Below are 20,118 nucleotides of genomic sequence, written 5' to 3'. Positions count from 1 at the left end.
TTCAAATGATTCTGATCGCGATGGGCGTGTCGGGTGCCGGCAAGACCCGCATTGGCGAATTGCTGGCGGAGCGGCTCAACTGCTCGTTCACCGATGGCGACGCGTTTCACAGCGCCGCCAACAAGGAGAAGATGCACCACGGCATTCCGCTGACGGACGATGACCGCTGGCCGTGGCTCAAAGCGATCCGTACCGCAATCGAGGAAAAGCAGAAGGCGAACGAGACGGCCGTGTTCACGTGCTCATCGCTCAAGCGCTCGTATCGCGACATCCTGCGCAAGGAAGACAAGGATGTCTGCTTCGTTTATCTGAAGGGCACGCGCGAACTGCTGGCGCAGCGTCTGCAAACGCGCACCGGGCATTTCTTCGATCCCTCGCTGCTGCAAAGCCAGCTCGATACGCTGGAAGAGCCGGGTGAGGACGAAGCGATCACGGTGAGCATCGAGCTGACGCCGGAGCAGATCGTCGATGAGACGCTCGCGAAGATCAAGCTGCGATAACGCGTGAGTCTGCCTTTGCAGCAGTCGTAAAAAAGGCGCCTTCACAGGCGCCTTTTTCATATCCGCATCGTCGGGTGATGCGTCAAGCGAGCAAGCGGATCAGCTGATCCGCTTCGCCAGTTCCGCTGCCTTGCCGATGTACGATGCGGGCGTCATCGCGAGCAGACGCTCTTTCGCATCGGCGGGAATCGCCAGACCGTTGATGAAGGTCTGCAGCGCCTCGCGCGTGATGCCCTTGCCGCGCGTCAGTTCCTTGAGCTGCTCGTAAGGGTTCTCGATGCCGTAGCGGCGCATCACTGTCTGCACCGGCTCGGCGAGCACTTCCCACGTCGCGTCGAGGTCGTCGTTCAGACGCTGCGGATTCACTTCGAGCTTGTCGAGGCCGCGATTGAGCGCGTCATACGCAAGTAGCGCGTAGCCGAACGCGACGCCGATATTGCGCAGCACCGTCGAGTCCGTCAGGTCGCGCTGCCAGCGCGAAACGGGCAGCTTGTCGGCGAGATGGCGCAGCGTCGCGTTTGCAAGGCCGAGGTTGCCTTCCGAGTTTTCGAAATCGATCGGGTTGACCTTGTGCGGCATCGTCGACGAGCCGATCTCGCCTGCCTTCGTCCTCTGCTTGAAGTAGCCCAGCGAGATGTAGCCCCACACGTCGCGGTCGAGGTCGAGCAGGATCGTGTTTGCGCGCGCAACCGCATCGAACAGCTCGGCCATGTAGTCGTGCGGCTCGATCTGGATCGTGTACGGATTGAACGTCAGCTTCAGGCGCTGCTCGACGACTTCCTTCGAGAACGCTTCCCAGTCGAATTCCGGATACGCCGACAGATGCGCATTGAAGTTGCCGACGGCGCCGTTCATCTTGCCGAGCAGTTCGACCTTCGCGATGCGGTCGATCGCGCGCGAGAGGCGCGCCGCGACGTTCGCGATTTCCTTGCCGAGCGTGGTCGGGCTCGCGGGCTGGCCGTGCGTGCGCGAGAGCATCGGCTGATCGGCCTGCGCATGCGCGAGCGCGACGAGACGCTGATGCACCGAGCGCAGCGCGGGCAGGATCACGTGTTCGCGCGCGCCTGCGAGCATCAGGCCGTGCGAGGTGTTGTTGATGTCCTCGGACGTGCACGCGAAATGGATGAACTCGCTCGCACGCTCCAGTTCCGGCTGGCCCTTCACCGATTCCTTCAGCCAGTACTCGACGGCCTTCACGTCGTGATTCGTCACGCGCTCGATTTCCTTGATGCGCGCGGCGTCATGTGCGGTGAAGCGCTCGACCAGTTGCAGCAGGAATTGCTCCGACGCTTCGGAGAAGCGCGGCACTTCGGCGAAACCGGCGTGCGACAGCGCGATCAGCCAGTGAATTTCCACCGTCACGCGATGGCGCATGAACGCGGCTTCCGAGAGCCAGTCGCGCAGGGCTTCGGTTTTCGATGCGTAACGGCCGTCGAGCGGGGACAGGGCGGTCAACGCGAAGAGGGAGTCGGGGCGGGTGTCGGACATGATGGGAGGGGCGGCAACGGTGAAGAATCGGGTGACAGATAGCAGCGGGGAGAACCGGGAATTTTACCACTTCACGACATGCGGCCCGGCGCGTGCTTGCCTCGCGCTTGCCCTCTTGTGCGTGCGACGCCGCTAGAATGCGGGCTTTCTGTCATCGCTGGAGCACTGAGTCGCTATGGAACTGAAATGGCTCGAAGACTTCGTTTCGCTCGCGGAGACGCGCAGCTTCAGCCGCTCGGCCGAACTGCGGCACGTCACGCAGCCCGCCTTTTCGCGGCGCATTCAGGCGCTCGAGGCGTGGCTCGGGACGGAATTGATCGATCGTTCGGTTTACCCGACGCGCCTGACGGCAGCGGGCCAGGTGTTCTACGAGCAGGCACTGGCGATGCTGTCGCAGTTTCACGAGGCGCGCACGCTGCTTCGCGGCCACACGGCGACGCCCGCCGCGACGATCGAGTTCGCCGTGCCGCATACGCTGTCGCTGACGTATTTTCCGAGCTGGCTGCAACGCATCGAAGCGCGACTCGGCTCGATCCACACGCGGCTGCGCGCGCTGAACGTGCACGATGCCGTGCTGTCGCTGGTCGAAGGCGGCTGCGATCTGGTGATGGGCTATCACCATCCGAGCCATCCCGTCGCGCTCGATCCCGCACGCTACGACATGCTGACGCTCGGCATCGAATCGATCAGTCCGTTCTCCGCGCCGGGCAAAGGCGGGCGCCCGCGCTACACGCTGCCGGGCACGCCCGAAGCGCCGACGCCGTATCTCTCGTACACGCCGAACGCGTACCTGGGCCGCATGACGGAGGTGATCTTCGCGACCGCGCCGGGGCGGCTCTATCTCGATCGCGTGTACGAGACGGACATGGCGGAAGGGCTGAAGGCGATGGCGCTAGCCGGACACGGCGTCGCGTTCCTGCCGCATAGCGCCGTCGAAGATGCCGTCGCCGATGGCCGCCTGCTACGCCTCGATCGCGCATCGCGCGGCGTCGCGCAAGGCCAGCTCACGCTGACGATGGAGATCCGTCTCTATCGCGACAAGCTCGCGGCGCAAGCCGACGACGCGCGCCAGCAGCTCGTGCGCGCGCTGTGGGACGTGGTGAGCGCGGAACTCGCGCAAGGCTCGAAGTAACGCGCGCTGAAGCTGAGCCGCTGAGCGCAGACGGGAACACGCGCGAATATACCTTTGCGACATGCAATTGCCCTTTCCACAGCCTTATGCAAGAAAAACATAACGGGATGAACAATCGGCATTGGACCCTTTCGGCGCTTTTTTTCGACAATGGCGTCACCCGATAAAACGCTGGAGCGTTCATGTCTACCGCGGCAAATGTGCAGTCCATCCCGTCCTACCTTCATCAGGACGATCTCGGCCCCTGGGGCAACTATCTCCGTCAAGTCGATCGCGTCGCGCCGTATCTCGGCTCGCTGTCGCGCTGGCTCGAAACGCTGAAGCGCCCGAAGCGCATTCTCGTCGTCGACGTACCCATCGAACTCGATAACGGCACCGTTGCGCACTTCGAAGGCTATCGCGTGCAGCACAACGTATCGCGTGGTCCGGGCAAGGGCGGCGTGCGTTATCACCAGGACGTGACGCTGTCGGAAGTGATGGCGCTGTCCGCGTGGATGTCGGTGAAGAACGCAGCCGTGAATGTGCCGTATGGCGGCGCTAAAGGCGGCATCCGCGTCGATCCGCGCACGCTGTCGCGCGGCGAGCTGGAGCGCGTGACGCGCCGCTACACGAGCGAGATCGGCATCATCATCGGACCGAACACCGACATCCCCGCGCCGGACGTGAACACGAACGAGCAGATCATGGCGTGGATGATGGACACGTACTCGATGAACCAGGGCCAGACGTCGACGGGCGTCGTGACGGGCAAGCCGATCACGCTCGGCGGTTCGCTTGGCCGTCGCGAGGCGACGGGCCGCGGCGTGTTCGTCGTCGGCTGCGAGGCGGCTCGCCGTATCGGCATGGACATCGAAGGCGCGCGCATCGCCGTGCAGGGCTTCGGCAACGTGGGCGGCATCGCTGCGCGTCTGTATCAGGAAGCGGGCGCGAAGGTTGTCGCCGTGCAGGATCACACGGGCACGCTGTACAAGGAATCGGGCATCGACGCAGTCGCGCTGCTCGAATACGTCGCGAAGCATGGCGGTGTCGGCGGTTATCCGGAAGCGGACAAGATCGCCAACGACGACTTCTGGACGGTCGAGTCGGACATCCTGATTCCGGCTGCGCTCGAAAACCAGATCACCGAAAAGAACGCTGGCAGGATTCGCACGAAGATCATCGTCGAAGGCGCGAACGGCCCGACCACGACGGCCGCCGACGACATCCTGCACGACAAGGGCGTTCTCGTGATCCCCGACGTCGTCGCGAATGCGGGTGGCGTGACGGTGTCGTACTTCGAGTGGGTGCAGGACTTCTCGAGCTTCTTCTGGACTGAAGACGAGATCAACGAGCGTCTCGAGCGCGTGATGCGCGAAGCGTTCGCAGCCGTGTGGCAGGTGGCGAGCGAGCAGAAGGTGTCGGTGCGTACGGCAGCGTTCATCGTCGCGTGCAAGCGCATCCTGCAAGCGCGCGAAATGCGCGGCCTGTATCCCTGATACAGCGGCGCGGCCCGTATCCTGTCCGATACCCGGCCGACGCGGCGCCTGTCATCGAGACGGGCGCCTCGCAACAAATGTTTCACCCATGTCTTTGTCTGCGCGATTCCACGGACTCGCGCAGAATAACGGGCGGACGGCATCTTTGGGTGCCGTCCGCTTTTGCGCAGTTGATGCCGGAAGGCGTTGAACGTGACCGGCAAAAACGACGCATCCAATGACGCGCGCATCATCGCGTCGAGCCGCTGCAAGGCCGCTGCAAGCCAATACCGGCGCTGTGTCGCGCAAATGGTGGCTTTATGCAACACTGCACGCGGAACATGGTTAACAACCATACTTTCAGAATAATTACTGAGATACACTGGCGCCGGTTCTTGCCAAGGAGATCACAAATGAAGGTTAAAAAAGCTGCGCTCGTTCTCGCGACTCTGGGTTTGTTCACGGTAGGCGCGCATGCGCAGGACGCCGGTACGCTGAAGAAGATCAAGGACACGGGGGTCATCTCGCTGGGCCACCGCGAATCGTCGATTCCGTTCTCGTACTATGACGACAAGCAGAACGTGGTCGGCTACTCGCAGGAGTTCGCGCTGAAAGTCGTGGACGCCGTCAAGCAGAAGCTGAACATGCCGAACCTGAAGGTCAAGCTCACGCCGATCACGTCGCAAAACCGCATTCCGCTGGTGCAGAACGGCACCGTCGATCTGGAATGCGGCTCGACCACCAACAATGCCGAGCGCCAGCAACAGGTCGCGTTCTCGAACACGATCTTCGTGATCGGCACGCGCCTGATGACGAAGAAGGATTCGGGCATCAAGGACTGGGCGGACCTGAAGGGCAAGACCGTCGTGACGACGGCCGGCACGACGTCCGAGCGCCTGCTTCGCAAGATGAACCAGGACAAGAGCATGGGCATGAACATCATCAGCGCGAAGGATCACGGGGAATCGTTCCTGACGCTGTCGACGGGCCGTGCCGCCGCGTTCATGATGGACGATGCGCTGCTCGCAGGCGAGCGCGCGAAGTCGAACAACCCGGGCGATTTCGTGATCGTCGGCACGCCGCAATCGCATGAAGCGTACGGCTGCATGCTGCGCAAGAACGATCCGGAGTTCAAGAAGGTCGTCGACGATGCGATCGCGAAGGTCGAGACGTCGGGCGACGCATCGCAGATCTACAAGAAGTGGTTCGAATCGCCGATTCCGCCGAAGGGCCTGAACCTGGCCTTCCCGGAAAGCGACGACATGAAGACGCTGTACAAGGCACCGAACGACAAGGCAATCGACTAACCCTCGAACAACCGTTAGCAGATCAGTCAACGTGTTGAACAGAACGGAAGGGGCAGGCGCTTCTTCCGTTTCTTTTTGTTGGAGTCTTCGTCATGTCATACCACTGGAACTGGGGCATTCTGCTAAGTCCGGTTTCCACCGGCGAGCCGACCACCTATCTCGGCTGGCTGCTGTCCGGCCTATGGGTGACGGTCACCGTTTCGCTTTCCGCGTGGGTGATCGCGCTCATCGTCGGGTCGTTCTTCGGCGTGCTGCGCACGGTGCCGAACAAGACGGCCTCGGCGATCGGCACCGTCTACGTCGCCATTTTCCGTAACATCCCGCTGATCGTTCAGTTCTTCATCTGGTATCTGGTGATACCGGAACTGTTGCCCGTTTCGATCGGTACATGGTTCAAGCAGCTGCCGCCGGGCACGCAGTTCTTCTCGTCGTCGATCATCTGTCTCGGGCTCTTCACGGCCGCACGCGTGTGCGAGCAGGTGCGCTCGGGCATCAACGCGCTGCCGCGCGGCCAGCGCGGCGCGGGTCTCGCGCTCGGCTTCACGCAATGGCAGACGTATCGCTACGTGCTGCTGCCCGTCGCGTACCGGATCATCGTGCCGCCGCTCACGTCCGAGTTTCTGAACATATTCAAGAACTCGGCCGTCGCGTCGACCATCGGCCTGCTCGATCTGTCCGCGCAGGCGCGCCAGCTCGTCGACTATACGGCGCAGACGTATGAGTCGTTCATCGCCGTCACCGTGGCGTACCTGCTGATCAACCTGATCGTGATGACGCTGATGCGTATCGTCGAGCACAAGAGCCGGCTGCCTGGCTACATCGGAGGCAAGTGATGCATCATTTCGACTGGAGCGGCATTCCGGGCGCGCTGCCGACACTGTGGACGGGTGCCGTCGTCACGCTGAAGATCACCATTCTCGCGATCGTCATCGGCATCGTGTGGGGCACGCTGCTCGCCATCATGCGGCTGTCGTCGTTCAAGCCGCTCGAGTGGTTCGCGAAGCTCTACGTGACGCTCTTCCGCTCGATCCCGCTTGTGATGGTTCTGCTGTGGTTCTTCCTGATCGTGCCGCAAGTGCTGCAGAACGTGCTGGGACTTTCCGCGGACATCGACATCCGTCTCGCGTCCGCGATGGTCGCGTTCTCGCTGTTCGAAGCCGCGTACTACTCGGAAATCATCCGCGCGGGCATTCAGGCCGTGTCGCGCGGGCAGGTGAATGCGTCGTTCGCGCTCGGCATGAACTACGCACAGGCGATGCGCCTCGTCGTGCTGCCGCAGGCGTTCCGCGCGATGGTGCCTCTGCTGCTGACGCAAGCCATCGTGCTCTTTCAGGATACGTCGCTCGTCTACGTGATCAGCCTCGCCGACTTCTTCCGCACGGCCACGAATATTGGTGACCGTGACGGTACGAATGTCGAAATGGTACTGTTCGCCGGTGCGTGTTATTTCGTGATCTGCGTGGTCGCGTCGAGCCTCGTCAAAAGTCTTCAGAAAAAGGTCGCAAGATGATCTCCATTAAGAATGTCTCGAAGTGGTACGGCCAGTTCCAGGTGCTGACCGACTGCACGACGGAAGTGAAAAAGGGTGAAGTGGTCGTCGTGTGCGGCCCGTCGGGTTCGGGCAAGTCAACGCTCATCAAGACCGTGAACGGCCTGGAGCCGTTTCAGCAGGGCGACATCGTGATCAACGGCCAGTCGCTGACCGACAAGAAGACGAACCTGTCGAAACTGCGCTCGAAGGTCGGCATGGTGTTCCAGCACTTCGAGCTGTTTCCGCATCTGTCGATCACCGAGAACCTGACGCTCGCGCAGACCAAGGTGCTCGGCCGCTCGAAGGAGGAAGCGACGACGAAAGGCATGAAGCTGCTCGATCGCGTCGGCCTGCGCGCGCATGCGGACAAGTACCCGGGTCAGTTGTCGGGCGGTCAGCAGCAGCGCGTGGCAATTGCGCGGGCGCTGTCGATGGACCCGATCGCGATGCTGTTCGACGAGCCGACGTCGGCGCTCGATCCGGAGATGATCAACGAAGTGCTCGACGTGATGGTCGAACTTGCGCAGGAAGGCATGACCATGATGTGCGTGACGCACGAAATGGGTTTTGCGAAGAAGGTCGCGCATCGCGTGATCTTCATGGACAAGGGCCTCATCGTCGAAGACGACCGCAAGGAAGACTTCTTTGCAAATCCGAAGTCGGATCGCGCAAAGGATTTTCTCGCGAAAATTCTGCATTAAGTTTAAGTATCGATTGCAGGTAAAGCCGCTTCCCCGGAAGCGGCTTTTTTTATATATCTACAATTGCTTGGCAGTCCGTTTTTTGATGGTTAAGTGGTTATCCTAATCGTTAGGAATGTCACTCATTGTCATGTTAGTTAATCGGAATCGTCTCATGTGAGGAATGGTGATATAAGCATAAGCTTGGGACGAAAAATTCGATGACGATAAGCGGTGTGCGTTGCCGTCATTTGTTTTCGATCGACAAGAGACAATTCATGAAAGTGTTTTTGCTGAGCGACATGGTCGTTCACGAACTGGTATCGATGCAGTTGGAGGGGAAATGGCTGACAGCGGAGCAATTCTCCGAGTCTGCACGTCTTTGGGCTTCCCGTCATGCGCCTAAAGATCAATTATCCGAATTGATTATGCGGACCTTGGAGACAGAGGCCATTCAGATCGCGGAACGCCTGATGAAGGAGTGCGCGGTCATGACGGAAGGCTCGCCGTTGAGGCGGCTTTTTCTGGATATTCCCGTCGTCAACTATGCCGATCCGCTGAGCGCGAATGCACTCGCCGCCAGTCTGGAAGTCTGCCGCAACAAGCTGTGCGATTGTGGCCCGCTTTCCGCAGAAAAGGACCCGACAGCGCCGTTCGCGACGGGCGGCTTGAGTTGTCCCGCCGTGCTGCGATTGCTTATCTGCACGGCAGACATGCCGCAGCCGTCAGAATCGGCCGGCGAGCAAGGATGTATCGGCGGTTGTGCCAAGGCGGGCAACGAGTAACGACATCCGTCGCCAACCCGGCGCGTCAGCCGGTCACGATTCGTACGCGGCGGCGTCGTCGGATTCGAGGTCGAGCGCCGTGGCGGCGGGCAGCATGCTCGCCGACGCGCTCGGATCGCAGGCAGGGTTGCGCGCCTTTTCCAGCACGGCCGGCGGCACGGGCACATTGGCGCGCGCAATCACTTCGCCATGCTGGAACATCAGCAGATCGCCGGGCTCGAAGGCGGTCCACACTTCGTTGTCGGTGAGCGGCTGCGTGGCGATGACCGCGACGCGGTCTTCGGGCGTCGTGTATTTGGCGAAGTCGATCGAAACATCGGCGTCGACGAGATGCGCCGTTGAAAAAGGCCAGCTGCGAACGAGGTAGTGCAGGTGCGTCGAGCAGTGCGCGAACAGCGCCTGGCCGTTCGACATCAGGAAGTTGAACACGCCGAACTGGGTGATCTCGCGCGTCAGCGATTCGAGCGCGCCGAAGAGTTCGTCGAGCGGCGGCTGCGAGCTGGGGAACGCCTTGCGCAAGCCTTGCAGCAGCGCACAGAATGCGAGCTCGCTATCCGTGTTGCCGACGGGCTGATAGACGCCCGAGAGCACAGGGCTGTAGTTCTGCAGATCGCCGTTGTGCGCGAAGATCCAATGGCGTCCCCACAACTCTCGCATGAACGGATGGCAATTCTCGAGCACGATGTGCCCCTGCGTCGCCTTGCGGATATGCGCGATCGTGTTTTTCGACTTGATCGGATAGCGCTTGACCATTTCGGCGATCGGCGACGTGGCCGACGACTGGTGGTCGATAAAGAGGCGGCAGGCCTTGTCCTCGAAGAAGGCGATGCCCCAGCCGTCGGAGTGGTGGTCGGTGACGCCGCCGCGCGCTGCGAAGCCGGTGAACGAGAACGTGACGTCCGTGGGCGCGGCGCAATTCATTCCGAGTAGTTGGCACATGATCCGGAAGACAAGCCTTATGAACGGGGTATGAGCCCAGGTGAGCCAACCCGTTACAATGATGATTTTCCAAGCATATCACCGAGCCAGAAACGGCAAAACGCAAAATTGACGAGTGTTTTGGCTGCATTTTTGCGGAGACCTCGCCATTTTCTGCCGCCAATTGTCATTTGCCGCATCGGCCTCTCGTGACTCACCGCCATGACCGCATCTACCGCTGCTTCCGTCGATACCCTCACGCTCGCCCGTCCCGATGACTGGCACCTGCACGTCCGCGACGGCGCCATGCTCGCCGCCGTCCTGCCGCATACCGCGCGCCAGTTCGGCCGCGCGATCATCATGCCGAACCTGAAGCCGCCCGTCACGACAACGGAGATGGCGCGCGCCTATCGCGAGCGCATCGTCGCGGCGATTCCGGCGGGCGTGAAGTTCGAGCCGCTGATGACGCTGTATCTGACCGACAACACGCCGCCCGAGGAAATCCGCCGCGCTCGCGAAAGCGGTTTCGTGCATGGCGTGAAGCTATATCCGGCGGGCGCGACGACGAACTCGGACGCAGGCGTCACGGACATCCGCAAATGCGCGAAGACGCTCGACATGATGCAGGAAGTCGGCATGCCGCTGCTCGTGCACGGCGAAGTGACGGATTCGTCGATCGACCTGTTCGATCGCGAAAAGGTGTTCATCGATCGTGTGATGACGCCGTTGCGCCGCGATTTCCCAGCGCTCAAGGTCGTGTTCGAGCACATCACGACCAAGGATGCCGTCGAGTACATCCGCGATGCGGGTGCGCCGCCTGAACTGCTCGGCGCGACGATCACCGCGCATCACCTGTTGTACAACCGCAATGCGATTTTTCAGGGCGGCATTCGCCCGCATTACTACTGCCTGCCTGTGCTGAAGCGCGAAACGCATCGCGTGGCGCTCGTCGAAGCGGCGACCTCGGGCAATCCGCGCTATTTCCTCGGCACGGACAGCGCGCCGCATCCGAAGGGCCTGAAAGAGCATGCATGCGGCTGCGCGGGTTGCTATACGGCGTTGCACGCGCTCGAACTGTACGCGGAAGCCTTCGACAAGGCCGGCGCGCTCAACAAGCTCGAAGGTTTTGCCAGCTTCCACGGCGCGGACTTCTACCGTCTGCCGCGCAGCGAGGAGAAGGTGACGCTGCGCCGCGAGCAATGGACGCTGCCGGCGGAAGTGGCTGCCGGCGATACGCCCGTCGTGCCGCTGCGGGGCGGCGAGGCGATCGGCTGGCGGCTCGTTTGACGGCTCGTTTGACGGTTCGTTTGAAGGCTGACTGACGGAATGTCGCGTGATGTCGTTTCGCCGGGCGGCGCGCTGAAACGCGCCGCGCCGGGTTTTGCGGATATCGACTGGTCGCGGCCATGGTTCGCGCAGGTCGCCGCGCGCGGCGTGCGCTGGCAACAGGCCGCGCTGCTCAGCGCGGCGGACCTGCTGCGAGAGATGAACGCCGACGCCGCGTCGACAGTACAGACAACGGGGCGCGGAAGGCGTCTCGCGTTCATCCCGCAAGAGGATCTGCCTTCCGACACGGCGTACGAAGCTCATATCGCCGCGACAGGCTGCGTGCCCACGCGACACAATCTGCACGATTTTTTTAACGCGCTGATGTGGTTCCAGTATCCGCGCATCAAGGCCGCGCTGAGCGCGCGCGGATCGGCCGCCGTCGATGCGCTGGGTGTCGGCCCGACGCGTGGCGGCATGCGCGACGCGCTGACGCTGTTCGACGAGAACGCCGTGCTGTTCGCGTGCGCCGAGCGCGAACTGTGCACGGCACTGCGGGCATTCGACTGGAAAACGCTGTTCATCGACAACCGCGCGGCGTGGGGCGAGCGCTGCGAGGTGCGCTGTTTCGGGCATGCGCTGCTGGAAAAGCTCGTCACGCCGTACAAGGCGTGTACGGCGCACGCGTGGATCGTCGACGTGCCTTTGGCGTATTTCTCGTGGACGCGCGCTGCCCGCGACGCGTTTCTGGACGAGAGCATCGCCGATGCGCTGATCGAAGGCAGCGAGTTCAGCGGCAGGATGTTCGCGCCGCTCCCGGTGCTTGGCGTTCCGGGCTGGTGGGCGGGGAACGAGACCCCGTCGTTTTATGACGATGCCGCCGTGTTTCGCAGCGGAAGGCGGTCCAACGTGACGCCGGATGGTAAAATGCGCGGTTGCAAAGCAGGTCAGGCAGTCGCGGCCTCGACGGTTTCGGCCGGCGAGGGCGAGGAAAGTCCGGACTCCACAGGGCAGGGTGATGGCTAACAGCCATCCGTGGCGACACGCGGAACAGGGCAACAGAAAGCAAACCGCCGATGGCCCGGCGCAAGCCGGGATCAGGCAAGGGTGAAACGGTGCGGTAAGAGCGCACCGCGGCTGCGGCGACGCAGACCGGCACGGTAACCTCCACCCGGAGCAATTCCAAGTAGGCAGGCGCGCATCTTCGCGATGCAGGACGGGGCCCCCGTCTCGTCTGCGGGTAGGAAGCTTGAGCGCGTCAGCAATGGCGCGCCTAGAGGAATGGCTGCCACGCGTGAGGCATCTTCGGGCGCATCGCGTGCACAGAATCCGGCTTATCGGCCTGCTTTGCCGCTCACACGACAAATGCCGGCGTCCGTTGGGACGCCGGCATTTTTCTTTTTGCGCGTTGCTTCGGTACGTCCGGCCGTCGGCTCAGACTCAGGCCGCGACGATATCGAACGAATGCGACAGTTCGGCCGTCTTCGCGATCATGATCGACGCCGAGCAGTACTTGTCGTGCGACAGGTTGATCGCGCGTTCGACAGTGGCCGGATTCAGGTTCTTGCCCGTCACCGTGAAATGGAAGTGGACCTTGGTGAAGACCTTCGGGTCTTCGCTGGCGCGCTCGGCTTTCAGCGTCACCGAGCATCCGATGATTTCCTGACGGCTCTTCTTCAGGATCATCACGACGTCGTACGCCGTACAGCCGCCCGTGCCGAGCAGCACCATTTCCATCGGGCGCGGCGCCAGATTGCGGCCGCCGCCTTCGGGCGCGCCATCCATGGCGACGAGGTGGCCGCTACCCGTTTCGGCGGCGAATGCCATGCCGTCCTGACCCATCCAGCTGACTTTGCATTCCATGCGTGTACTCCGGCTCGCTTGCCTAGAATTTGAGAAACGCGTCATTGTAGCCCGACGGATGATGGCTCGCCCGGAGCGACATCGGCAGCGACTTATGTCGCATGGGGGTTGTATGTTGCGCTGCATCATGCTGCGCGCGTAGGGGATAGCACGGACAAAATCAGGCGATCTGCTCTAGCTCTGTCTTGGTGCGTTTTCCGCTGTTGATCGCTAACGGACTGTTTTGAAAGAATTAATCTTGGACGCATGCATCGGTGTGTGAATTCCAAATCATGAAATTCAATTTCACATTGCAAATACTCTTGCGTCGCACAAGCGTTGGCCATATAATCTGTTCATTGGTTGTCGAAGTTCGGCAACCTCCGCATGTCTCCTCCACCCTCCTCCTAAGGTGGATTAAGCCCGAACTGCCAGTTCGGGCTTTTTTTCGTCCCTGGTTTTCCGATTGCTTCGGACGCTTTGACTCCTCAACGCAAATTCCTTTATAATTCATAGCTTTTCCGCATTCGTGCCCGCGGAGGAAGAACAGGGAGAGCCTGCACGCGCCTCGATGCGCACTTACAAGCAGGAAAAAAACAGGGCGCAGCACTATTTTTTGGATCGATCATGAAGACGTTTTCCGCAAAAGCCCATGAGGTGACGCGCGAATGGTACGTGATTGACGCGACGGATAAAGTTCTCGGCCGTGTCGCCAGCGAAGTGGCACACCGTCTTCGCGGCAAGCACAAGCCTGAGTTCACCCCGCACGTCGACACCGGTGATTTCATCATCGTTATCAACGCCGGCAAGCTGAAGGTCACGGGCAACAAGACCACGGACAAGAAGTACTATCGCCACTCGGGCTACCCGGGCGGTATATATGAAACGACGTTCGGCAAGATGCAGGAACGCTTCCCGGGCCGCGCGCTCGAGAAGGCGGTCAAGGGCATGCTGCCGAAGGGCCCGCTCGGCTACGCGATGATCAAGAAGCTGAAGGTCTACGCAGACGCAACGCATCCGCACTCGGCACAACAGCCGAAGGCGCTCGAGATCTAAGGGGAGCCCACATGATCGGTAACTGGAATTACGGTACGGGCCGCCGCAAGAGCGCCGTTGCTCGTGTCTTCATCAAGGCAGGCAAGGGCGACATCGTCGTCAACGGCAAGCCCATCTCCGAGTACTTCTCGCGCGAAACCTCGCTGATGATCGTGCGTCAGCCGCTGGAACTGACGAACCACGCTTCGACGTTCGACATCAAGGTGAACGTGTCGGGCGGCGGCGAAACGGGTCAGGCAGGCGCAGTTCGCCACGGCATCACGCGCGCGCTGATGGACTACGACGCGACGCTGAAGCCGGCTCTGTCGAACGCAGGCTTCGTGACGCGTGACGCACGTGAAGTCGAGCGTAAGAAGGTCGGTTTCCACAAGGCACGTCGCCGCAAGCAGTTCTCGAAGCGTTAATCGTTTCGCGCCGGCTCTGTTTTCGGGCAGAGCCTGCAACAAAAAGCCGCCAACGCGCATGCGAAGGCGGCTTTTTTGTTTTTCGCGGTGCGGATGGCTCCCATCGCATGCGGCCGTGCGACGGCGCGGCTCACGCTTTCTCGCCCCTGCTTCTTTCCGCCTAAGAACCTATTGATTTCATGGGCTTTAGCACGATATCGAGATCAGCAATACAATACCGGCTAGAAGCTATTTTGGAGAGTTCGTATGAACGCAGTGACCGACACCCCTGTGACCGAGATGCCGGCCCCGTTCGTCTTTACCGACGCAGCGGCAGAAAAGGTCAAGCAACTGATCGACGAAGAAGGCAACCCGGACCTCAAACTGCGCGTGTTCGTGCAGGGTGGCGGCTGCTCGGGCTTCCAGTACGGCTTTACGTTCGACGAAGCGATCAACGAAGACGACACCGTGATGAACAAGAGCGGCGTCCAGTTGCTGATCGACTCGATGAGCTACCAGTATCTGGTCGGCGCGGAAATCGACTATAAGGACGACATCAACGGCGCCCAGTTCGTCATCAAGAACCCGAACGCGACCACTACCTGCGGCTGCGGTTCGTCGTTCTCGGTGTAATCGACACCGTACTTCGCGCAAGTTGCACAGGAAACGGGGCCTCGGCCCCGTTTTTCATTTCCCGCTTCGGCGCGCCATGGAAAATAGCGGATCACCGCGGATAAATCGCTCCCAGCACGCGCTCGCCGGCCGCGCCCGTCACCGACGACAGATTTCCCGGCTCGCGCGCCACGCAGCGCATCGCCAGCCACGCAAAAGCCAGCGGCTCCACCTGATGTGGCGGCACGCCAAGCGCGTCCGTCGTCAGCACGGGCACGCCGCTGCAGCCGCTCTCGGCCAGCGCGCCCTCCAGTGCTTTCATCACTTCCGGATTGCGCGCGCCGCCGCCGCAGACGTACACGGCCTTGCAATCGGGCGCATGACGCTCGATTTCGCGCGCGACGGTCACGGCCGTCAGCGCGACCAGCGTAGCCTGGATGTCAGCGGGGCTCACGTTGGCGAATTCCTGGAGCTTGGCGTCGAGCCATCCGGCGTTAAACAGGTCACGGCCCGTGCTTTTCGGCGGCTGCGCCTCGAAAAACGGCTCGTCGAGAAACGCATTGAGCAACGGACGATGCACCTGGCCCTTCGCCGCGAACTGGCCGTTCTCGTCGTATGGCTTGTGCAGGTGCCGGTGCGCCCATTCGTCGAGCAGCGCGTTCGCGGGGCCGCAATCGAAGCCGCGCACGGCACCGTTCGCCGACAGGATCGTGATATTGCTGATCCCCCCCAGATTGCAGACCACCCGTGTCTCATTCTGCGCGCCGAAAACCGTCGCGTGGAACGCGGGCACGAGCGGCGCGCCCTGACCGCCCGCCGCGACGTCCCGGCTGCGGAAATCGGCGATTACGTCGATATGCGTCATTTCCGCCAGCAGCGACGGGTTGTTGATCTGCCGCGTATAGCCCTTTTCGGGGCGGTGCCGCACTGTCTGTCCGTGCACGCCGATCGCGCGGACGTCGGCGGCAGACAGGTTGCCCGCGCGCAGCAACTCGTGGCAGCACACCGTGTAGCGTGCGGCCAACGCATTCGCGGCCAGCGCCTCGCGCTCGATTTCGTTGTCGCCGGGCTGCTGAAGCGCGAACAGTGCGTCGCGCAGGCCCTCCGAAAAGCCCACAAAAGCCTGGGACCGCACGACGGGCGCCTTGCCCTTCGCGAACTCGACCGCGATGCCATCGACACCGTCCATGCTCGTGCCCGACATCAATCCGAAATACACGCCGTCTGCTGCGTCTTTCGCCACGCTGTGCTCCTCCCATCGTCGTTCGTCGCGCATCACGGGCGCTTCGGGCGCGCCCTTCACGACGATTGTCGCTCAATGCTGCGCCGCGAAACAACCGGGCCGGTTGCGCACGAGCGCGTGACGTCTCCGTTCGCTCCGTATGGCGACGTGAGTTGGATGCGTTTCGCGTGAGATGAGGGCGCAATGTCCCGCAACTATGGGACAATTTCCCTTTTTGCGATCTCCCGTTCCAGCATGAGCACCGAGTCCAACGACAAGCCCAATTCCGCCTATCCGATCACCGACGAAGTCCGCCACGCGCTCGAAGTCACCAGGCGCGGCATCGACGAACTGCTGATCGAAGAGGAGTTCGCGCAGAAGCTCGCGAAGAGCGCGGCCACGGGCACGCCGCTGCGCATCAAGCTCGGTCTCGATCCGACGGCGCCCGACATCCACATCGGCCACACCGTCGTTCTGAACAAGATGCGCCAGTTGCAGGACCTCGGCCATACGGTGATTTTCCTGATCGGCGATTTCACGTCGCTGATCGGCGATCCGTCAGGCCGCAACGCGACGCGCCCGCCGCTCACGCGCGAGCAGATCGAATCGAATGCGAAGACGTACTTCGAGCAGGCCGCGCTCGTGCTCGACCGCGCAAAGACGGAAATCCGCTACAACAGCGAATGGTCGATGCCGCTCGGCGCCGACGGCATGATCAAGCTCGCGTCGCGCTACACCGTCGCGCGCATTCTGGAGCGCGAAGACTTCACGAAGCGGTTCCAGAGCGGCGTTCCCATTTCGATCCACGAATTCCTGTATCCGCTGATGCAGGGGTACGACTCCGTTGCGTTGAACGCGGACCTCGAACTCGGCGGCACGGATCAGAAGTTCAATCTGCTCGTCGGCCGCGAACTGCAGAAGCAGTACGGCCAGGAACAGCAGTGCATTCTGACGATGCCGCTGCTCGAAGGGCTGGACGGCGTCGAGAAGATGTCGAAATCGAAGGGCAACTACGTCGGCATCAGCGAAAAGCCGAACGAGATGTTCGGCAAGCTGATGAGCATCTCCGACGTGCTGATGTGGCGCTACTTCGAATTGCTGTCGTTCCGGCCGATGACGGAAATCGAAGGGTTCAGGCGCGACGCAGAAGGCGGGCGCAATCCGCGTGACTTCAAGGTGATGCTCGCGCAGGAAATCGTCGCGCGCTTTCACTCGCAGGCCGACGCCGAGCGCGCATTGGAAGACTTTAATCACCGTGCGAAAGGCGGCGTGCCGGACGATATTCCGTCCGTGTCGCTCGCGGGCGCGCCGCTTGCAATCGGCCAACTGCTGAAGCAGGCGGGCCTCGTGCCGTCGACGAGCGAAGCGCTGCGCAACATCGAGCAAGGCGGCGTGAAGATCGACGGCGCGACCGTGTCGGACAAGGCGCTGAAGGTCGAAGCAGGTGAATTCGTAGTGCAGGTCGGCAAGCGCCGCTTTGCGCGCGTGACGCTGTCGGCGTGATGATCCGCGCAGCTCTCGGCCTTCCGCAGCGGAGGCCCGCCACATGATCGCGCTGATTCAACGCGTGCGGCGCGCGGAAGTGCGCGTCGGCGACCGCGTGACGGGCGCAATCGACGCGGGCCTGCTTGCGCTGGTGTGCGCCGAACGCGGCGACACGGACGCCGTCGCCGACAAGCTGCTGGCGAAAGTGCTCGGCTACCGCGTGTTTAGCGACGCCGCGGGCAAGATGAATCTGCCCGTGCAGAGCATCGACGGCGCGGGTCGCGCGGGCGGCCTGCTGCTCGTTTCGCAGTTCACGCTTGCGGCCGACACGAACAGCGGCCTGCGTCCCAGCTTCACGCCCGCCGCGCCGCCCGACGAGGGCAAGCGCCTGTTCGACTACTTCGTCGCGGCGGCGCGTGCGAAGCATCCCGTCGTTGAAACGGGCGAATTCGGCGCGGAAATGCAGGTGTCGCTCGTCAACGACGGCCCCGTCACGTTCTGGCTGCAGACGCGTGCCTGAGCGCGCGTTCTTTTTCGCCCCGCTTCACATCGTTCAACGACGACGATTCCATGGCCACACAAATCCTCTTCATCCGACACGGCGAAACCGACTGGAACCGCATCAAGCGGATTCAAGGGCACATCGATATTCCGCTCGCGACGAGCGGTGTCGAACAGGCTGAGCGTCTCGCCGAACGTTTCGCACGCGAGGCGGATCGCGGCGCGCGGCTCGATGCCGTCTATTCGAGCGATCTGTTGCGCGCGCAGCAAACGGCGCGGCCTTTTGCCGACGTGCTCGGGCTGTCGTTGCAACTGAGCGAAGGGCTGCGCGAGCGCAACTACGGCGCGTTCCAGGGGCACGACAGCGAAGAGATCGCGCGGCGCTTTCCCGACGAGTATGCGCAATGGCAGACGCGTGATCCGGGTTTCTCGCCGCCCGAGGGCGAGTCGCAGCGCGTGTTCTATCACCGTGTGTTGCACGCGATCGAACCGATCGTCGCCGCGCATCCGAACGGACGTATCGCGTGTGTCGCGCATGGCGGCGTGCTGGACTGCGTGTATCGCTTCGCGAACGGCCTGCCGCTGGATGCGCCGCGCAACTACGCGCTGCTGAACACGAGCGTGAATGTGGTCGATTACGCAGACGGGCGCGCGACGGTCGCGTCATGGGCCGACATCGCGCATCTCGACGGACGCAGCGAAGACGACAGCTTCAAGAAGGCGCCCGCAGCGGCGCGCTGAATCTGATCGACACGGCGGCGAACATAAGAACCATGCACGACATCGCGCGCCGTGCTTCTCATCGAGGAGCCGCTTAGGTCGGCTCCGAATCCCATAGACCGCTCACCGGGCTCGCCGAGTCCGGCGCAGCGAGGCCGAAGTGCCGATAAGTAAGCAGCGTCGCGACGCGTCCGCGCGGCGTGCGTTGCAGAAAGCCTTGCTGGATCAGATACGGTTCGAGCACGTCTTCGATCGTGTCGCGCTCTTCTCCGATGGCGGCCGCCAGATTGTCGACGCCGACTGGCCCGCCGTCGAACTTGTGCAGGATCGCTTCGAGCAGCTTGCGGTCCATCAGATCGAAGCCGACCGGGTCGACGTCGAGCATCTTCAGCGCCGCATCCGCGACCTCGGCAGTGATCTTGCCGTCTGCCTTGACCTCGGCGAAGTCGCGCACGCGCCGCAGCAGCCGGTTCGCGATACGCGGCGTGCCACGCGAGCGTTTCGCGATTTCCAGCGCGCCATCGGGATGAATGTGCGCGCCCAGCAGCGATGCCGAGCGGCTGACGATGCGCGCCAGTTCCTCTGCGTTGTAGAACTCCAGCCGCGCGACGATTCCAAAGCGGTCACGCAACGGGTTGGTCAGCATGCCCGCGCGCGTCGTCGCGCCGACCAGCGTGAACGGTTGCAGATCGAGCTTCACGCTGCGCGCGGCCGGGCCCTCACCGATCATGATGTCGATCTGATAATCCTCGAGCGCCGGGTACAGGATTTCCTCGACGACGGGCGACAGCCGGTGAATCTCGTCGATAAAGAGAACGTCGTTGGCTTCGAGATTGGTCAGCAGCGCGGCGAGGTCGCCCGCGCGTTCGAGCACGGGCCCGGACGTCTGCCGCAGATTGACGCCCATTTCGCGCGCGATGATATGCGCGAGCGTCGTCTTGCCGAGACCCGGCGGCCCGAACAGCAGCACGTGATCCAGCGATTCCGAGCGGCGCCTCGCCGCCTCGATGAAGATTTCCAGCTGGCCGCGCACCTTTTCCTGGCCGACGTATTCGTCGAGCTGGCGCGGGCGCAACGCGCGCTCGAATGCTTCTTCATTCGGCGACACGGGCGTGGCGGCGATGATGCGTTCGGCGGCGAGTTTGTCGTGTTCGATCATGCGGGCATTGTACCGCGCGCGGCCCGTTCGACGACCTGGCCGAACGGCCAGGGTGCGCGCAGACAAGCGGCGTGCGA

20 protein-coding genes, 1 other RNA gene and 1 pseudogene are annotated in these 20,118 nt (G+C 62.3%); 17 read left to right on the top strand and 5 right to left on the bottom strand.

The window, feature by feature from the left end; all coding sequences use genetic code 11:
• Positions 1-5: 5 nt before the first annotated feature.
• Complete coding sequence (locus BN2476_RS40455) at positions 6-500, top strand: gluconokinase (protein ID WP_087739760.1); 495 nt, start codon at positions 6-8, stop codon at positions 498-500.
• 99 nt (positions 501-599) lie between these two features.
• Here the strand turns inward: BN2476_RS40455 and purB are convergent, their stop codons facing one another.
• Positions 600-1,988: an adenylosuccinate lyase gene (gene purB / locus BN2476_RS40450; protein ID WP_087739759.1), complete on the bottom strand. Its 1,389-nt coding sequence runs from the start codon at positions 1,986-1,988 to the stop codon at positions 600-602.
• 175 nt (positions 1,989-2,163) lie between these two features.
• Here purB and BN2476_RS40445 point away from each other — a divergent pair, with 175 nt between their 5' ends.
• The 7 genes from BN2476_RS40445 to BN2476_RS40415 all read left to right on the top strand — a co-directional run bounded on the left by BN2476_RS40445 (position 2,164) and on the right by BN2476_RS40415 (position 8,877).
• A complete protein-coding gene (locus BN2476_RS40445; RefSeq protein WP_087739758.1) occupies positions 2,164-3,120 on the top strand; it encodes a LysR family transcriptional regulator in 957 nt (318 codons plus the stop codon).
• A 182-nt stretch (positions 3,121-3,302) separates the two neighbouring features.
• On the top strand, positions 3,303-4,595 hold the full coding sequence (locus BN2476_RS40440; RefSeq protein WP_087739757.1) for a Glu/Leu/Phe/Val family dehydrogenase: 1,293 nt from the start codon (positions 3,303-3,305) through the stop codon (positions 4,593-4,595).
• 392 nt (positions 4,596-4,987) lie between these two features.
• On the top strand, positions 4,988-5,881 hold the full coding sequence (locus BN2476_RS40435; protein WP_087739756.1) for a glutamate/aspartate ABC transporter substrate-binding protein: 894 nt from the start codon (positions 4,988-4,990) through the stop codon (positions 5,879-5,881).
• A 92-nt stretch (positions 5,882-5,973) separates the two neighbouring features.
• A complete protein-coding gene (locus BN2476_RS40430) occupies positions 5,974-6,714 on the top strand; it encodes an amino acid ABC transporter permease (RefSeq protein ID WP_087739755.1) in 741 nt (246 codons plus the stop codon).
• Positions 6,714-7,391, top strand: a complete 678-nt coding sequence (gene gltK / locus BN2476_RS40425) for a glutamate/aspartate ABC transporter permease GltK (RefSeq protein ID WP_087739754.1) — start codon at positions 6,714-6,716, stop codon at positions 7,389-7,391. Before BN2476_RS40430 ends, gltK begins: the two co-directional genes overlap by 1 nt.
• Entirely contained in the window at positions 7,388-8,113 is a 726-nt protein-coding gene (locus BN2476_RS40420; RefSeq protein ID WP_087739753.1) for an amino acid ABC transporter ATP-binding protein, read from the top strand. Before gltK ends, BN2476_RS40420 begins: the two co-directional genes overlap by 4 nt.
• Before the next feature lie 257 nt (positions 8,114-8,370).
• Complete coding sequence (locus BN2476_RS40415) at positions 8,371-8,877, top strand: hypothetical protein (protein WP_143811171.1); 507 nt, start codon at positions 8,371-8,373, stop codon at positions 8,875-8,877.
• 33 nt (positions 8,878-8,910) lie between these two features.
• Here the strand turns inward: BN2476_RS40415 and BN2476_RS40410 are convergent, their stop codons facing one another.
• Positions 8,911-9,816 (bottom strand): class II glutamine amidotransferase, encoded by a 906-nt coding sequence (locus BN2476_RS40410; RefSeq protein ID WP_087739751.1) that lies wholly within the window; start codon positions 9,814-9,816, stop codon positions 8,911-8,913.
• 201 nt (positions 9,817-10,017) lie between these two features.
• Between BN2476_RS40410 and pyrC the strand changes: the two genes are divergently transcribed.
• The 3 genes and pseudogenes from pyrC to rnpB all read left to right on the top strand — a co-directional run bounded on the left by pyrC (position 10,018) and on the right by rnpB (position 12,414).
• A complete protein-coding gene (gene pyrC / locus BN2476_RS40405; RefSeq protein ID WP_087739750.1) occupies positions 10,018-11,082 on the top strand; it encodes a dihydroorotase in 1,065 nt (354 codons plus the stop codon).
• A gap of 39 nt (positions 11,083-11,121) precedes the next feature.
• Positions 11,122-11,949: pseudogene (locus BN2476_RS40400) on the top strand (DUF3025 domain-containing protein); the annotation flags it as partial.
• 51 nt (positions 11,950-12,000) lie between these two features.
• Positions 12,001-12,414: RNase P RNA component class A (gene rnpB / locus BN2476_RS40395), an RNA gene on the top strand.
• An 87-nt stretch (positions 12,415-12,501) separates the two neighbouring features.
• Here the strand turns inward: rnpB and BN2476_RS40390 are convergent.
• On the bottom strand, positions 12,502-12,924 hold the full coding sequence (locus BN2476_RS40390; protein ID WP_087739749.1) for an OsmC family protein: 423 nt from the start codon (positions 12,922-12,924) through the stop codon (positions 12,502-12,504).
• Positions 12,925-13,530: 606 nt separating this feature from the next.
• On the opposite strand from BN2476_RS40390, the gene rplM reads away from it, so the two are divergent.
• The 3 genes from rplM (at position 13,531) to erpA (ending at position 14,975) form a co-directional block, all read left to right on the top strand.
• Positions 13,531-13,959: a 50S ribosomal protein L13 gene (rplM, locus tag BN2476_RS40385; protein ID WP_087739748.1), complete on the top strand. Its 429-nt coding sequence runs from the start codon at positions 13,531-13,533 to the stop codon at positions 13,957-13,959.
• A gap of 11 nt (positions 13,960-13,970) precedes the next feature.
• The gene (rpsI, locus tag BN2476_RS40380; protein WP_087739747.1) at positions 13,971-14,363 is read left to right on the top strand and encodes a 30S ribosomal protein S9; all 393 of its coding nucleotides are present in this window, start codon (positions 13,971-13,973) and stop codon (positions 14,361-14,363) included.
• Positions 14,364-14,609: 246 nt separating this feature from the next.
• Positions 14,610-14,975, top strand: a complete 366-nt coding sequence (erpA, locus tag BN2476_RS40375; protein WP_087739746.1) for an iron-sulfur cluster insertion protein ErpA — start codon at positions 14,610-14,612, stop codon at positions 14,973-14,975.
• Positions 14,976-15,066: 91 nt separating this feature from the next.
• Here erpA and BN2476_RS40370 read toward each other — a convergent pair whose 3' ends face one another.
• On the bottom strand, positions 15,067-16,197 hold the full coding sequence (locus BN2476_RS40370) for an anhydro-N-acetylmuramic acid kinase (RefSeq protein ID WP_087739768.1): 1,131 nt from the start codon (positions 16,195-16,197) through the stop codon (positions 15,067-15,069).
• A 234-nt stretch (positions 16,198-16,431) separates the two neighbouring features.
• On the opposite strand from BN2476_RS40370, the gene tyrS reads away from it, so the two are divergent.
• The 3 genes from tyrS to BN2476_RS40355 are packed head-to-tail and all read left to right on the top strand — an operon-like array spanning position 16,432 to position 18,903.
• Complete coding sequence (gene tyrS / locus BN2476_RS40365) at positions 16,432-17,679, top strand: tyrosine--tRNA ligase (RefSeq protein WP_087739745.1); 1,248 nt, start codon at positions 16,432-16,434, stop codon at positions 17,677-17,679.
• Between the two features lie 43 nt (positions 17,680-17,722).
• Positions 17,723-18,181, top strand: a complete 459-nt coding sequence (gene dtd / locus BN2476_RS40360) for a D-aminoacyl-tRNA deacylase (protein ID WP_087739744.1) — start codon at positions 17,723-17,725, stop codon at positions 18,179-18,181.
• 50 nt (positions 18,182-18,231) lie between these two features.
• Complete coding sequence (locus tag BN2476_RS40355) at positions 18,232-18,903, top strand: histidine phosphatase family protein (protein ID WP_087739743.1); 672 nt, start codon at positions 18,232-18,234, stop codon at positions 18,901-18,903.
• A 73-nt stretch (positions 18,904-18,976) separates the two neighbouring features.
• Here BN2476_RS40355 and ruvB read toward each other — a convergent pair whose 3' ends face one another.
• Positions 18,977-20,041 carry a Holliday junction branch migration DNA helicase RuvB gene (gene ruvB, locus BN2476_RS40350; protein WP_087739742.1) on the bottom strand — a complete coding sequence of 355 codons (1,065 nt, stop codon included), beginning with the start codon at positions 20,039-20,041 and terminating at the stop codon, positions 18,977-18,979.
• Positions 20,042-20,118 lie beyond the last annotated feature (77 nt).

Source organism: Paraburkholderia piptadeniae, assembly GCF_900007165.1.
Taxonomy (GTDB): Bacteria; Pseudomonadota; Gammaproteobacteria; order Burkholderiales; family Burkholderiaceae; genus Paraburkholderia; species Paraburkholderia piptadeniae.
The sequence above is the reverse complement of the archived record's forward strand: the minus strand, read 5'-3'. Positions and strand labels throughout refer to the sequence as shown.